General features: G+C 30.6%; 15 protein-coding genes. 9 read left to right on the top strand and 6 right to left on the bottom strand.

The annotated features are described in order from the left end of the window. Positions 1-648 precede the first annotated feature (648 nt). Together argH and E4J94_RS10335 are read left to right on the top strand one after the other, a co-directional pair. Positions 649-1,950, top strand: coding sequence for an argininosuccinate lyase (argH, locus tag E4J94_RS10340; protein ID WP_135835722.1), 1,302 nt, complete (start codon positions 649-651; stop codon positions 1,948-1,950). Between the two features lie 235 nt (positions 1,951-2,185). Continuing rightward, positions 2,186-2,404 (top strand): hypothetical protein, encoded by a 219-nt coding sequence (locus E4J94_RS10335; protein ID WP_135835721.1) that lies wholly within the window; start codon positions 2,186-2,188, stop codon positions 2,402-2,404. Positions 2,405-2,459: 55 nt separating this feature from the next. Here E4J94_RS10335 and E4J94_RS10330 read toward each other — a convergent pair whose 3' ends face one another. The 3 genes from E4J94_RS10330 to E4J94_RS10315 all read right to left on the bottom strand — a co-directional run bounded on the left by E4J94_RS10330 (position 2,460) and on the right by E4J94_RS10315 (position 5,730). After that, entirely contained in the window at positions 2,460-3,080 is a 621-nt protein-coding gene (locus tag E4J94_RS10330; protein WP_135835720.1) for a helix-turn-helix domain-containing protein, read from the bottom strand. A gap of 302 nt (positions 3,081-3,382) precedes the next feature. After that, a complete protein-coding gene (gene feoB, locus E4J94_RS10320; protein WP_135835718.1) occupies positions 3,383-5,482 on the bottom strand; it encodes a ferrous iron transport protein B in 2,100 nt (699 codons plus the stop codon). After that, the gene (locus E4J94_RS10315; protein WP_246034301.1) at positions 5,482-5,730 is read right to left on the bottom strand and encodes a FeoA family protein; all 249 of its coding nucleotides are present in this window, start codon (positions 5,728-5,730) and stop codon (positions 5,482-5,484) included. The genes feoB and E4J94_RS10315 overlap by 1 nt, the downstream gene beginning before the upstream one ends. Positions 5,731-5,896: 166 nt before the next feature. On the opposite strand from E4J94_RS10315, the gene rplU reads away from it, so the two are divergent. After that, positions 5,897-6,202 carry a 50S ribosomal protein L21 gene (gene rplU, locus E4J94_RS10310; protein WP_038334878.1) on the top strand — a complete coding sequence of 102 codons (306 nt, stop codon included), beginning with the start codon at positions 5,897-5,899 and terminating at the stop codon, positions 6,200-6,202. Between the two features lie 43 nt (positions 6,203-6,245). Further along, positions 6,246-6,503, top strand: a complete 258-nt coding sequence (gene rpmA / locus E4J94_RS10305; RefSeq protein ID WP_038334883.1) for a 50S ribosomal protein L27 — start codon at positions 6,246-6,248, stop codon at positions 6,501-6,503. A gap of 367 nt (positions 6,504-6,870) precedes the next feature. Here rpmA and E4J94_RS10300 read toward each other — a convergent pair whose 3' ends face one another. The 3 genes from E4J94_RS10300 to E4J94_RS10290 form a co-directional block, all read right to left on the bottom strand. Next, positions 6,871-7,260, bottom strand: a complete 390-nt coding sequence (locus tag E4J94_RS10300) for a hypothetical protein (protein WP_135835717.1) — start codon at positions 7,258-7,260, stop codon at positions 6,871-6,873. Positions 7,261-7,354: 94 nt separating this feature from the next. Further along, positions 7,355-8,422 carry a thiamine-phosphate kinase gene (thiL, locus tag E4J94_RS10295; RefSeq protein WP_135835716.1) on the bottom strand — a complete coding sequence of 356 codons (1,068 nt, stop codon included), beginning with the start codon at positions 8,420-8,422 and terminating at the stop codon, positions 7,355-7,357. A gap of 4 nt (positions 8,423-8,426) precedes the next feature. Then, the gene (locus tag E4J94_RS10290) at positions 8,427-8,933 is read right to left on the bottom strand and encodes an acyl-CoA thioesterase (protein WP_135835715.1); all 507 of its coding nucleotides are present in this window, start codon (positions 8,931-8,933) and stop codon (positions 8,427-8,429) included. 166 nt (positions 8,934-9,099) lie between these two features. On the opposite strand from E4J94_RS10290, the gene E4J94_RS10285 reads away from it, so the two are divergent. From E4J94_RS10285 to E4J94_RS10265, 5 genes are all read left to right on the top strand, one after another. After that, positions 9,100-9,927 (top strand): universal stress protein, encoded by an 828-nt coding sequence (locus E4J94_RS10285; protein ID WP_135835714.1) that lies wholly within the window; start codon positions 9,100-9,102, stop codon positions 9,925-9,927. Positions 9,928-10,033: 106 nt separating this feature from the next. Next, entirely contained in the window at positions 10,034-10,870 is an 837-nt protein-coding gene (locus E4J94_RS10280; RefSeq protein ID WP_135835713.1) for a universal stress protein, read from the top strand. A gap of 68 nt (positions 10,871-10,938) precedes the next feature. Beyond that, positions 10,939-12,150: a BaiN/RdsA family NAD(P)/FAD-dependent oxidoreductase gene (locus tag E4J94_RS10275; protein ID WP_135835712.1), complete on the top strand. Its 1,212-nt coding sequence runs from the start codon at positions 10,939-10,941 to the stop codon at positions 12,148-12,150. A 138-nt stretch (positions 12,151-12,288) separates the two neighbouring features. After that, entirely contained in the window at positions 12,289-13,521 is a 1,233-nt protein-coding gene (locus E4J94_RS10270) for an OmpP1/FadL family transporter (RefSeq protein WP_135835711.1), read from the top strand. 9 nt (positions 13,522-13,530) lie between these two features. Continuing rightward, complete coding sequence (locus tag E4J94_RS10265) at positions 13,531-15,099, top strand: SGNH/GDSL hydrolase family protein (RefSeq protein WP_135835710.1); 1,569 nt, start codon at positions 13,531-13,533, stop codon at positions 15,097-15,099. Positions 15,100-15,123: the final 24 nt, after the last annotated feature.

Raw genomic sequence — 15,123 nt, 5'->3', positions numbered from 1 at the left:
ATCAAAATGAATTATATAATAACACTTCGTTGTATCGTCACATCTTATGCAAAAATTATTTTCAATAAAAATCATTTTTGGCATAGGCAACCACTGTTATCAGGATACAAACTAAGTATGTAATTTTTTCGAAGGGTAATTTTTAATAATTTAACTCACACAAACTCAACATACATAAGCATTTGAGCTAGAGTTTTATTCTAAAACTAACATTAACAATCATCTAAACAAATACGCGTTTAGCTATAAATTGGTACACAAAATTACGTTTATAGTAACGATTTTTCATCAAAGAATGATATATTTTAGTTATATTTCAATAATTTAGAATTATTATAAAAAAGATCTAAATTTCACTTTAACAATGTTTTAAACATAAATAAATAGAAGTTGAAAATTAAAAGGTTCTTAAAATATCAACTCCATAATTTTTGGGTCATTTTTTTACGAAATTGAATTATTTTCAAATATTAATAAACATTCAATAATCAATCTTTCGAAATGCTATCAATCGTCTAAACATTCTCAAAAAACAATTGAAAATACTCAATATGAATAAATATTTATGATTATTAATAATTATACAACTTTAATGAGATATTATACAACTTTTTACTAACTTTGCGCCCTTAATTCATTATTATAGATATGAAACTTTGGGACAAAGGTTTTACCATTAATGATAAAATCGAAAAATTTACTGTTGGAAAAGACAGAGAATTAGATGCTCATCTTGCAAAATATGATGCATTAGCGTCGAAAGCGCAGGCAAATATGCTAGCAAAAACAGGTTTGATTACCAATGAAGAAAATAATGCGTTGCAAATTGCTTTGGATGAAGTTTTGGTTCTGATTGCGGAAAATAATTTCGAAGTCGACGAAAATTACGAAGATATACATTCAAAAATTGAGGCTTTTTTAATTGAGAAAACTGGCGATGCTGGGAAAAAAATTCATGTTGCACGTTCACGTAATGATCAAGTTTTGGTTGCGATTCAACTTTTTGAAAAAGAGTATTTAAAACATACAACTGAAAAAATTGTCAATTTAATAGAGATTTTCTTACAAAAAGCAGACGAATTCAAAAATCATCAATTACCAGGATATACTCATTTTCAGGCAGCAATGCCGAGTAGTTTCGGAATGTGGTTTTCGGCATATGCAGAAAGTTTATTGACTGATTTATACTTTTTCGAGGCTGCATATAAAATTTCTGATCAAAATCCATTGGGTTCTGGTGCAGGTTTCGGAACAAGTTTCCCGATTGATCGTTTACAAACAACGCAAGAATTAGGTTTTTCAGAAATTTTGGTTTCATCAGTTGGAGCACAAATGTTACGTGGAAAAACAGAAAAATCTGTCGCGACTGCTTTAGCTATGATTTGTGGAACGTTATCTAAAATGTCATACGATTTAGTATTATATAACTCGCAAGATTTAGCATTTGTGAAGTTACCAAACGAAATGACAACAGGTTCTTCGATTATGCCGCACAAGAAAAACCCAGATGTTTTTGAGTTAACACGTGCACATTGCAATAGAATTCAAGCGTTACCGAACGATATTATGATGACGATTAATAATCTTCCAAGCGGATATCATCGCGATTATCAAATTTTGAAAGAAATATTATTCGAACCAATGATGCAATTTGATAATATTATTGACATCTTAACATTTGCGATTCCTCAACTTCAGATTAAAGACAACTACATGAATCAAGATAAATATAATCCGATATATACAGTTGAAAATATTAATGAAGCCATCAAAAATGGAACTCCTTTCCGTGATGCTTATAGAGAAGTTGGTTTATCTGTAGAAAATGGATCCTATGTTCCACACAAAGAATTTCAGACTTCACATATTGGAAGTATTCATAATTTGAGATTAGATTTAATTTCAAATAAAATTGAAAAATTCAAATTAGAAGCGCAAGTTTTAAAGTAAACACTTCTAACACATCAAGAATCATCCTTAAATTTATAAAATTTGAGGATTTTTTTGTTCTATAAATTTTATAATTTCGGAAAATATAAGGATTTAATGAATTGTATTTCTATACTTTGTAAAATAAAAATTGTTTTACAAAGTAATTACAATCATTTTTTATTAGATCAGGTCAAAACCATCTTAACTTTGGTCTATCAAATAACAAATTGTTTTAACGATTAAATTTAAAAAAATGAAAAAATTTTTCGCAGTAGTTGCAGTAGCAGCTTTATCATTAGGAGCAGTATCTTGTGGAGAGAAAACTGAAGAAGCACCAGTAGAAGAAGCGCCAGCTACAGATTCTGCAACAGCAGTAGTTGATTCTGCAGTAGTTGATTCTGCAGTAGCTCCAGTAGCTGACTCTGCAGCAGTAGTAGCTCCAGCAGCTGATTCTACAGCAGTAGCTAAATAATTTTAAGCGAAGCTAAAATATAGTGCGCCTAACTTAGTTAGGCGCACTTTTTATTTTATATCCTTTTTTGTTCTTCTTTTATTCTTTTCAAAAAAACAGAGGGAGATTCGTTCATAATCTGTGTGAAAATAGTGGTAAAAGTACTATGAGATGTAAATCCACAATCACTTGCTAAATAACTGACTTTTGTATTAATATATTTTGGCTCATTCTTTATACGATTTACAATATAATATACTCTTAATTCATTTAGATAGGAATTAAATGGTTTTTGACGGTGTATTTTTATAATTTCAGAAAGATACTTTGTATTTGTTTCAAATTGTTTTGATAGTGTAGCTAGATTAACATCCTTTTTAATAAATCCTTTATTTTTTTCGAATAATTCTAATTTTTTTAGTAAATCATTTTCTGTTTTTGAAGAAATACTAAGCGAACTAACAACTTTAGTATCTTTAGTAATTTCTTCAGGAATTGATTTAAAATCAACTTTTTCAATCAATTTATTTTCTACTAGATCGGAACTAGATTCTTCAATATCTATCTTAGATTTAACATCAGGAACTAAAATAGTACCTTGAGAAACTTTATTATTATTTTTAGAAATATAATAAACAATTAATCCTATAATAATTATAAACAAAACAACTAAAGAAATAATTACCCAAGTTTCCATTTTTTTTTAAGAATTTTATTCCGAATAAACAAAGTTAAAAACATTAATAATCAACAGAATAACTCTTCTAATTGATTATTAACATCGTAAAAATACTTCTAAATTTCGAAATAAAAAAAGGCTAACTATTTTAGTTAGCCTTTTTTTGAAATTCATCCTTATTAGAGGAACAACCACATCCTTTGGAGCAACCTCCTCCTTTTGAACTAAATGAATTTCTTATTAACTTGATAACATACCAAATTGCAAATCCAAAAAGGAAGGCAATAAAAATATATTGTATCCAAATATTGTCCATAATTTTATTTTAAAATATGATATGCAACAAATGCAACAACGTAAGCCAAACCAGTCATAAATCCTGTTTGAATCAGAGTCCATTTCCATGAATTCGTTTCACGTTTTACAATTGCAATTGTACTCATACATTGCATTGCGAAAGCATAAAACAGCAATAAAGAAACTCCTGTCGCAAGATTATATGCAGGTTCTCCTGTATTTTGATTAATCTCGGTTTGCATTCGATGAAGTAAACGATCTTTTTGTCCATCATCTTCAACATCAACTTCTCCTAAACTATAAACAGTTGACATTGTTCCTACAAAAACTTCACGAGCAGCAAACGATGAAATTAAACCAATTCCCATCTTCCAATCGTATCCTAAAGGCTCTACAATTGGTTCTATAACTGATCCTAATCTACCTAAATATGAATGTTCTAATTTGTAAGAAGCTATTTCATTTGCTAAATCTTCTTCATTCATTTTTGGATGATGAGCAGTTACTATTTCTTCAGCATTTTTGAATTTTTCACCAGGTCCAAATGTTCCTAAAACCCAAAGAATAATTGAAATTGCGAATATAATTTTACCTGCGTCTATTAAAAATCCTAGAGTTTTTTCCCAAACATTAATTCCTACATTCTTCCAATCTGGAAGCTTGTAAGTTGGCATTTCTAATATTAGGTAACTTTTATGTTTTGCTTTAATAATCAAATTCAGCAAAACAGCACTTCCCAAAGCACCAACAACACCTAAAATGTACATCACAAACAAGGCCAAAGCTTGATAACTTAAACCAAATACTTTTTCATCTGGAATTACCAATGCAATCAGAACAATATAAATAGGTAAACGAGCCGAACACGTCATAAAAGGTGTAACAAGAATAGTCAATAGACGCTCTTTATCATTCTCGATATTACGTGCTGACATAATCGCAGGAACTGCACAAGCTGCACCAGAAATAAGGGGCACAACACTTTTCCCGCTCAATCCAAAAGGCTTCAACCATCTGTCCATCAAATAAACAACACGGCTCATATAACCTGTTTCTTCCATTATAGAAATGAATAAAAACAAAATTGCAATCTGTGGAACAAAAACTGCTATTCCTTCTATTCCAGGTATTATTGCTCCTCCTATTATTTCACTAATCGGACCTTCTGGTAATAAGCTTATTGCTTTCTCATCAATCCAACCAAATAAATCCTCAACCATTGTCATTAATGGAGCAGACCACGCATAAACAGCTTGAAAGATTAATAATAATATTCCTAAAAAAATAACGTACCCGAAAATTGGATGAATTAATGTTTTATCAATTTTATCCGTTAATGTATCGTTTCCGTCAAAATTATAGGAAATAATATCATCTAGCTTTTCTTCTAAAATTTTATTTCTATCTAAAGCTTCTTTAACTTGTAATCTTTTCGAAACAATAGAATTTTCTTTCTTTAAAGTTTCTAATTTACTTAGGTTTTCATTTGACTCGAAAGAAACTTCTTTTTGAGAAAGATATTGCCATGCCTCGTAATTAGAATTTAGTTGAAACTCATCTTTAACTTTTTCTACAACAGACAAATATTCTTTCGGAATTTCATAATGGTTTGTATAAGATGTAGCCTCTTTTGTAAAAGCTTTTACCAACTCATCAATTCCTTCGCTTGAACGCGCATTTGTTAAGTATATTTTTGTTTGAAGAAAATCTTCTAACTTTTTCAAATCAATATTAAGTCCTTTGCTTTTGATTTCATCTTTCATATTGATGACAAAAACTGCAGGCACTCCTAAATCTCGAACTTGTTGATACAACAAAATCGATCGTTTAAGATTAGATGGTTCTCCAACAACAACAGCCAAATCTGGATAATGCTTATTGGTTTTATCTCCTAAAGTCTTATAAACAATTTCTTCGTCCAAAGAACTAGGGTAAATCGTATACGTTCCTGGAAAATCTGTAATCAGAAATTTATTTCCATTACGTTCAATATTTCCTTCGCGCTTTTCTACCGTTACGCCAGGATAATTTCCTACTTTCTGACGAAGGTTTGTAAGTTTATTAAATAATGAAGTCTTACCAACATTTGGGTTACCGATTAAGGCAATTTTATAATGATTCATTATTTTTTTGTTATCAAGATTTTATCGGCTTCGTTTCTTCTTAGTGCTAAAACAGACTTATTTGATACAATACTAATGCAAATAGGACCTCCAAAAGGAGCTTTGTTTTTTACTAATAAATTTGTACCAGGAATAAATCCCATTTCATAAAACTTTGCAGGAATATCCTCTGTACTAAATCCAGTCACAATAGCTTGTTCACCTATTTTTAAATCTTTTAAAGAATAATTTTCAACCATTTCTACCATCCTATCTTTGATTTTCTTACTGCAAAGATATGTTATTTTTAATTAATCCAAATAGAAGATATGTCATAGTTTTTTATCTTTCTAATTAAATTTCAGTCAATTCAAGTTTTTAAATTCAAAATTTTGATTATCTTTGCACTCAATTTTCATTTATAAACATTAATTTATGTACGCAATTGTAGAGATAGCAGGGCTTCAATACAAAGTTGAAAAAGACCAACAATTGTTTGTAAACCGTTTAGCTGGTGAAGCAGGTGACGAAGTAAAATTCGATCGTGTTTTATTAACAGACAACGGAACAATCACTGTCGGCGCCCCAGTTATAGACGGAGTTACCGTAGTAGCTAAAATCGTTGAACACGTGAAAGGAGACAAAGTAATCGTTTTCAAAAAGAAAAGAAGAAAAGGTTACCAAAAGTCTAACGGTCATCGTCAACAATTCACTAAAATTGAAGTAGCTTCAATCGGTTAAGATTGAGCTGAGATTAATTATTAACTCTTAAAAACAAAACGAAATGGCACATAAGAAAGGGGTCGGAAGTTCGAAAAATGGTCGTGAATCACATTCGAAACGTTTAGGTGTTAAAATTTTTGGTGGACAAGCAGCAATCGCTGGTAACATTATTGTTCGTCAAAGAGGTACTCAACATCATCCTGGTGATAATGTAGGAATCGGTAAAGATCACACATTATTCGCTTTAATTGACGGAAAAGTAGTTTTCACTAAAAAACGTAACGATAGATCTTACGTTTCAGTTGAACCATTATCTTAATTGATAATTCGACAGCGAAAATGCTAACAATATAAAAGCTCGAACTTATTAGTTCGAGCTTTTTTTGTTTTTATAGTTTTTTAATACAGCCGCAATTATAAAAATAATGACACCAATAATTAAAGTTGGAAACCAAAAGACAAGACATATTTCAGAAATTTTCACAGAGAACTTACTGAAATTTCCTCTTGCAGTAAACATACTGATTGTGTAAATAAACATTATGAATGATAAAGATACCAAAACAATTCCTGTTAAGGAAAACGTATTTTTTATTGAAAATTTTCTAGACATAATTTTAATAATAATCTAAAATTACAACTTATTTCAACTAAAAAAGCACCCAATTTCTTGAATGCTTTTAATTTTATATATCTGAAATAATAATTTCTGTTTGAGTAATAATTAAAAATTCAAAGCCGAGAGTTGGTTTAGAATAATAGTAATGATGTTGATTGTTTTTTAGAGTTTCTAAAAAATCAATTGGTAAATACTTTATATTCTTTTCAATATAATCTTTTTTATGTTCAAGAAAAATATTGAAATCATTTGTGTATTCTATTACGTTTTGAATGTTTTCTCTATCAAAACCAAAGAAATCTTGCCAAATAACATCATTAAAAGTAATTTTCTTAATTGGATTTTTTCCAAAAGGTAAATAACCAAGATTCACTATAATTGATTTGTTTTTGAAATCGATATTCAAATCAAAAACTGTCAAATCACCTATTAATTCTGTTATTTTTTTTGTGTTCATTTAAGTTTTATAAAATCTAAAATACAACTTATTTCAACAAAAAAAGCATCCAATTTCTTGAATGCTTTTGATTTTATATTTGATGAGAAACTTATTAATGTTGATCATCCTCGTCTTCTGTTTCAACTCCCCAACCTTGAGCAGTTAATGGAACCATTTGTTCGCTTCCGCGTGTAATCAAATAGTTTTCTTCGTTTTTACCAGTTACATGACCAATCACCGTTAAATGCGGATTTCCTTTGATTTTTTCAAAATCTTTTTGATCAATTGTAAACAATAATTCATAATCTTCTCCGCCGCTCAATGCACATGTAATTGGATTAATTTTGAACTCTTCTGCTGTACGAATCACAATAGAATCTAACGGAATTTTTTCTTCGTAAATATTAATTCCGACACCACTTTCTTTCGAAAGATGAATAATTTCAGAAGATAATCCGTCCGAAATATCAATCATAGAAGTTGGTTTAACTTTCAATTCTTTCAAAAGATTGATAATATCCAAACGAGCCTCTGGTTTTAATTGGCGTTCAATTAAATATGAATAATTTTCGAAATCTGGTTGATTATTAGGATTCACTTTTGATACTTGCGCTTCGCGTTCTAAAACTTGCAAACCAAGAAAAGAAGCACCTAAATCACCAGAAAGAACAATCAAATCATTTTCTTTTGCACCATTTCTATAAGCTATATCTTTTTCTGGAGCTGAACCAATAGCTGTCATACTTAGCACAAGTCCGCTAAGAGAAGAAGTTGTATCACCACCTACAATATCAATATTGTATTTATCGCAAGCGTATTTCATTCCATTGTAAATTTCATCCACAGCTTCTATCGTAAAACGATTCGAAATTGCCATCGAAACCAACAATTGTTTTGGAATTGCATTCATCGCCAAAATATCACTAATCGCTGTCACAACCGCTTTATAACCCAAGTGACGTAAAGGCATATACGACCAGCTAAAATTTACACCCTCTACCAACATATCAGTAGAAACTACAATTTTATCTTTTTTGTAATCAAGAACAGCTGCATCGTCTCCAATTCCTTTGATAGAACTTTCTAATTTGATTGGAAAACCTTCTTTGATTTGATTAATTAAACCAAATTCTCCAATTTCGGCTAAACTTGTTTTTGAAACGTTTTTATCTTCTAACATGATTTTATTTTTGAGTAAAGATTGAAGGATCTATATTTTCTGAACGAAAAGGTAAATTGATAATATCTTGTTTCGACATTGTTTTCACGGTTTTTCCTTCAAATGATTTTTTAATATTTTCTAACATTTCTGCAGGCGGAGCTTGCATTTTTCTTTTCGACATTGAAAACCAAACACCTGTCAATTCAGAATGGCAAAGATGTACACCATCTTGATTATATAAATTATGAATAAATTGATAAATCATTCCATCTTCCGACATCCCACCAATTTCTACCGAAATATAAATTTCTTCACCTTCCATTGCTTCCTTAAAGAAAGAAAATTGTTCATGTAAAATAGCTGGACCAATTCCATATTCAGCTAAATTTTTCATAGAAATACCATAATCTCTCAAAAATGCTATACGTGCGAAACTTGTAAAATTCATATACGAAGCATTCGCTAAATGACGATTAGCATCTAAATCTGACCAACGAACGATGGTTTTCTGAAAATATTTATTATTCATGAATTGAAAATTTATTTGAAGCACAAAGTTACGGATTAGTATTTATAACAAAATCATTAATATTTTGAATCACATCAAATAAAGAAACACAATAATATTTAACATCAAATTAAAATATAAACATATTAAAATTCGTATATTTAAGGAGCTATTAAACAGAGAGATTATGAAAAAAATATTATTTCCAACAGACTTTTCAGAAACTGCTAATAATGCGTTTTTATACGCTTTGAATTTAGCAGAAAATCAAAATGCTGAATTATATGTTTTACATGCCTTTCAATACCCAATGGTAAGCGGAGGAATTGATGCATCTATTTTACAAAATGTGTATGACACAATAGAACTAAATAAATTTGAAAACTTAAAAGACCATATTCCTTTTCTTAGAAAAATGGCTGAGGATAATGGTTTTTCTAATATTGATTTAAAATTTATTATAAAAGAAGGAATGCTTTCTTTTGTTTTACCAACTTTTATAGAAGAAGAAAAAGTAGACTTTGTAGTTATGGGAACGACTGGAAATACAGGTTTCGACAAAGTGATTTTTGGATCGAATACAATGAATGCTATTAAACATTTAAAAATTCCTGTTTTAAGTGTTCCACATGGACACCAATATAAAGGAATAAATAATATCGGTTTTACAACAATTTTCCAAGATAAAGACAGAAAAGCTTTAGACTATTTAACAGAAATGGCTTATAGATACAAAGCAAAAGTACATTGTTTACATGTATCAAAAGACGGAAATTATGATATTCCAACTCTTAATCATTGGAAAGAATATTATAAAGATGAACCAGTAGATTTTTCTATTTATACAGCAGAAGAATCTGTTGATGCTGTTTTAGAATTTATCAAAGAAGAAAAAATCGATTTATTAACAGTCGTTAGTCGCAACAAAGGCTTCTTCGAAAAGTTATTTTCTCCTAGTTTCACTAAGAAAATCCTTTCTCAAAACAAGGTACCTTTATTAGTTTTTCATGAATAACATTAGTTTATACTGAATATACAAAGCTCAATCTCCATAAATAGATTGAGCTTTTTTCGTGTCGAAATAAAATTATTCGTAACTTTTGAGTATAAAACACGAAAAGATGAAAAAAATATTGTTCCCAACAGATTTTTCCGAAACTGCCAATAACGCATTCCTTTATGCTTTAAACCTTGCAAAAAGTATAGATGCACAAGTTTATGTATTGCACGTTTACGAATTACCTATGATAACTGGAAGTCTGAGCGCTGGGTTAATTCAGAATGTTTATGAAACTGTAGAATTAGGAAGTTTTGACAACTTCAAAGATAATATTCCTCAATTAAGACAAATTGCAGATGAAAATGGTTTGAATGAAATTCCTATAAAGTTCATTTTAGAAGAAGGAAATTTTCTTTACATCTTAAGAGAAATCATTGGTGAAGAAAGCGTAGATTTTGTTGTAATGGGAACAGATGGAAATACAGGAATAGAAAAAATGCTTTTCGGATCAAATACTATAAATGCAATTACATCTATGAAAATTCCTATTCTTAGTATCCCGAAAGAAATGTCTTTTAAAGGATTCAAAAACATTGGATTTACAACTGTCTTTGATCAAAAAGATAAGGATGCTTTAAAATATTTAATTGAAATAGCAAATCGTCATCAAGCAAAAATTCATTGTATGCATGTATCCAAAGATGGAAAATACAATGAACAAGCAATGAAAGATTGGCAAAATCAATTTGCTGGTGATCCAATTATTTTTGAAATATACAATGATGCAGATCCTGTAAATGCAGTTTTAGATTTTATCAAAGAAAAACATATAGATTTATTAACTGTAGTTAGTAGAAATAAAGGTTTCTTCGATAAAATTTTCTCACCAGGATTTACAAAAAAAATTGCTAATAAAAATATTACACCTTTGTTCGTTTTTCATGAACAAAAAGCATAAAAGGAGATGTGAAAACATTTCCTTTTTTTATTAAATCTATGCTAAAAATAAAATTTTAACTTTGCCTCGTGAAAAAAATAGCCATCGTTGGAGGCGGTGCAGCAGGATATTTTGTTGCAGCAAATCTAGGAAAAACTGTAGGACAACAAACTATATTGTTTGAACAAGCAAATTTACCTTTACAAAAAGTTCGAATATCAGGAGGAGGAAGATGCAATGTGACACATGCTTGTTTTGATCCGCTTGATTTGATTGAATATTATCCGCGAGGAAAAAAGGAATTATTAAGTGTTTTTTACACTTTTCAACCAGGTGATACAATGGCTTGGTTTGATGAGCGAGGAGTTGAATTAAAAATCGAAGACGATAATCGTATTTTTCCTGTAAGTGACTCTTCTCTTTCAATTATTGATGCTTTAACAAAAGCTGTTGATCAAAACAAAGTACAATTGAATTTTTCGGACGGTGTACAAGATATCGAAAAGGTTGATGGAGGTTATGAGTTAGTTACAAAATCTGGAAAACATTTTTTTGAGACGGTTATTGTAACGACAGGAAGTACACCTAAATTTTGGAAAAGCTTGAATAATTTAGGTTTGAAAATTGTTCAACCTGTTCCTTCCTTATTTACCTTTAATTGCAAAGATCCTCGAATTGAAGGTTTGATGGGAATTTCATTTGAAAATGCAGAAGTCAAAATCAATCACAAAAAATTAAATGCAGAAGGACCTTTATTAATTACTCATTGGGGATTTAGTGGTCCAGCAATTTTGAGATTATCGGCTTGGGGGGCTTTAAAATTGAATGAAAGTAATTATAAATTCGAGACAGAAATCAACTTTGTTAATCAATCCAAAGATGAAGTAATTTCATTTTTGAATAATAAAAAACAAGTTGATGCTAAGAAAAATGTACACAAAAATAATCCATTCGATTTTCCGAAACGTTTTTGGTTTAGTATTCTGAATTATTGCAATATTAATGAAAACAAAGTTTATGCAGATTTATCAAAGAAACACATCGAAGAGATTGCTACTGAATTAACACAAGGCAAATATCAAATAAATGGAAAAAGTACATTTAAAGATGAATTTGTAACTGCCGGAGGTGTAGATTTAAAAGAAATCGACTTTCATTCGATGCAAGCTAAAAAATTACCTCATTTGTTTTTTGGAGGAGAAGTTTTAAATATTGATGCAATTACGGGAGGATTTAATTTTCAGGCTTGTTGGTCTGAAGGACATATTATATCAGAAAAAATCAAAGAATTTTATCAATAGTGTACATTTTACACAAATATTATTCTGGCTGAAAGCCTTAAGTATAAAGATTTTTTTAAAATTTATTATGTTAACATAACATTATTATAAAATTATGTTATTTTTGTTTTAAGGAATTATTAAAAACGAACAAAAAATATGAAGAAAATTTTCTTAACATTAGCACTAATCGGTTTATCTACATCTGCATTTGCAGGAGGTTACCGTGTTGCTTTACAAGGAGTTCGCCAAGCCGCTTTGGGAGGAACTTCTGCAACGCAAACTCGCGATGCGAGTGTGGCGTTTTACAACCCTGCGGGCTTAGCTTTTGTAGATAGTAAATTAAGTATCGCAGTTGGAGGTTTTGGAGTAAAAACTGATGTGAAATGGCAAGATCCAACTACTTTACAAAAAGCAGAGACAGACAGTAAATTAGGAACACCAATGTATTTTGCTGTTAGTTATAAACCTGTTGATGATTTAGCTGTTGGAGTAAGTGTAACAACACCTTTTGGAAGCTCTGTTACTTGGCCAGAAGATTGGCAAAATAAATCGAATATCACACATATTGATTTAAAAGCTTTCAATATTCAGCCAACTGTAGCATATCGTTTTGCAGATTGGTTTAGTTTAGGTATTGGTTTTATTTATACACATGGAACAGCTAAATTAGAAAAAGTACAAACTGTTGCAGGAAATGACATTAAATTAAAATTAGAAGACAAAGATGCTCATGGTTTAGGATTTAATGTTGGTGCTATGTTCAAACCAACAGACAAATTTGGTGTTGGATTAGCTTATCGTTCAAACGTGGATGTTTCAGCAAATAAAGGAGATGTAACTTGGATGAATGTTCCTTCAGGAATTGCAAACAATGTACCATTCAATACAGATAAATGGAATACTACTTTGCCTTTACCATCTGAATTCACATTCGGAATGTCATACAAAATCTTACCTCAATTAGAGATTTTTGGAGATGTAGTTTGGCAAAACTGGACACGTTATAAAAGTTTAGATATCAATTTATATAATGATGCTTCTAATACTTTTTACACATCATCTTCTACTAAAAACTGGAAAGACAATACGTTATTCCGCTTTGGAGCAGAATATACATTCAATGAAATGATTGTTGGACGTGTAGGTTATTATCACGATAAATCTCCTGTTCCTGGTGCATACTGGTCTTCTGAAACACCAAGTTCTAATTTAAACTCTGTCTCTGCAGGTGTAGGATTTAAATTTAACAATGGTTTTTATTTAGATCTGTTTGGTTCTTATGTACAAGGAGATGAGAGACATATTAATAATATCGAACAAAACTTCTCTGGAGATGTTAAAATGCGTGCAATCAACTTTGGTTTAGGATTAACATACAACCTTAAATAAGACTACAAAATGAAACATTTAAATAAAATAATATTAGTTGCATTAGCTGCTACGATGTTTAGTTGTGACGATGACTTTAAGCATCCAATAGAAGATATTCAAGTATCTGCAGGAGAAGCTAATTTTCAAAAATATATAGCATTAGGAAACTCGTTAACTTCTGGTTATAGAGATAATGCATTGTACAAATCTGGACAAGAAAATTCTTACCCTAACATGTTAGCTGGATTAATGAAAGCAGCTGGTGGAGGTGAATTCAATATTCCTTATATGCCTAACGACACAGGAGGTTTCATAGGTCTACCTGGGTTTCCTGGAAAGTTAGTTTTAACACAAGGTTCTATGTCTCCTATACAAACAGATGCAGGTGCGCAATTAGATAATATTGCAGCTGCAGGACCTTATCAAAATATGGGAGTACCAGGAGCAAAATCTTATCATCTATTAGCTGAAGGCTATGGAAACAGCGCAGGATTAGCAACAGGTAAAGCAAATCCTTATTTTGTTCGCTTTGCTAGTAGCCCTTCAACATCTGTTATTGCTGATGCCGTTAAACAAAGCCCTACATTTTTCTCTTTATGGATTGGAAACAATGATGTTTTAGGTTATGCTACAAGTGGAGGGCTAGGTGTAGATCACAATGAAACAGGTAATATGGATGCTTCAACTTATGGAAGTAGCGATATTTCAAATGCTACAGTAGTTGCAGGAGCATTAGATAAGATATTAGGAGCTATGACAACCTCTAATCCTAAGGAAAAGACAAAAGGAGTTATAGCAAATATCCCTTCTGTTACATCTATTCCGTATTTTACAACAGTACCATATGCCCCTTTGTCTCCAGCAAATCCAAGTTTCGCTCCAATGATTGACGAGTTAAACGCTACTTATGCTGGATTAAATCAAGTATTTGATGCAGTTGGTGCTTCTGAAAGAAAAATAGTATTCTCAAAAACAGAAGCAAGTCCTGTGGTAATTAAAGATAAAGATTTATCTGATTTATCAGCTACAATTACTGCTGCACTTACTCCAAAAATAGGAGCTGCAAAAGCAACTTTATTCGGAATGATTTATGGACAAGCTCGTCAAGCTACCGCAAAAGATTTATTAGTCTTAACTTCTTCTGCCGTTATTGGAAAAGTTGATGAAAAAAGAGTAGATGAATTAAAAAAATTAGGATTATCACAAGAAGAGGCAGGTAAATTATCTGTAGTTGGCGTTAGCTATCCTATGACAGATAATTATGTATTGACAGCGAAAGAAACAGCGAAAGCAGAAGCAGCTGTAGCAAAATACAACGCTGCAATTACAAGCTTAGCAACAAAATATGATTTAGCTTTGGTTGACGCTTATTCAGAAATGAAAAAGCTTAGCTCTAATTCTGGAATTAAATATTACGGTCAAACATATACTACAGCTTTTATTTCAGGCGGTGCTTTCTCTTTAGACGGAGTACATTTAACTGGGAATGGTTATGCAATTGTAGCAAATATGTTTGTTGATGCAATTAACAGAAAATATCATTCTACATTAAGAAAAGTATATCCCGGAAATTATCCAGGTATTACAATTCCTTAATTGAATTTATAATAATAAAAAAAG

The sequence above is a fragment of the Empedobacter tilapiae genome (genome assembly GCF_004785645.1).
GTDB lineage: Bacteria > Bacteroidota > Bacteroidia > Flavobacteriales > Weeksellaceae > Empedobacter > Empedobacter tilapiae.
This window is presented reverse-complemented; position numbering and strand designations above follow the sequence as displayed.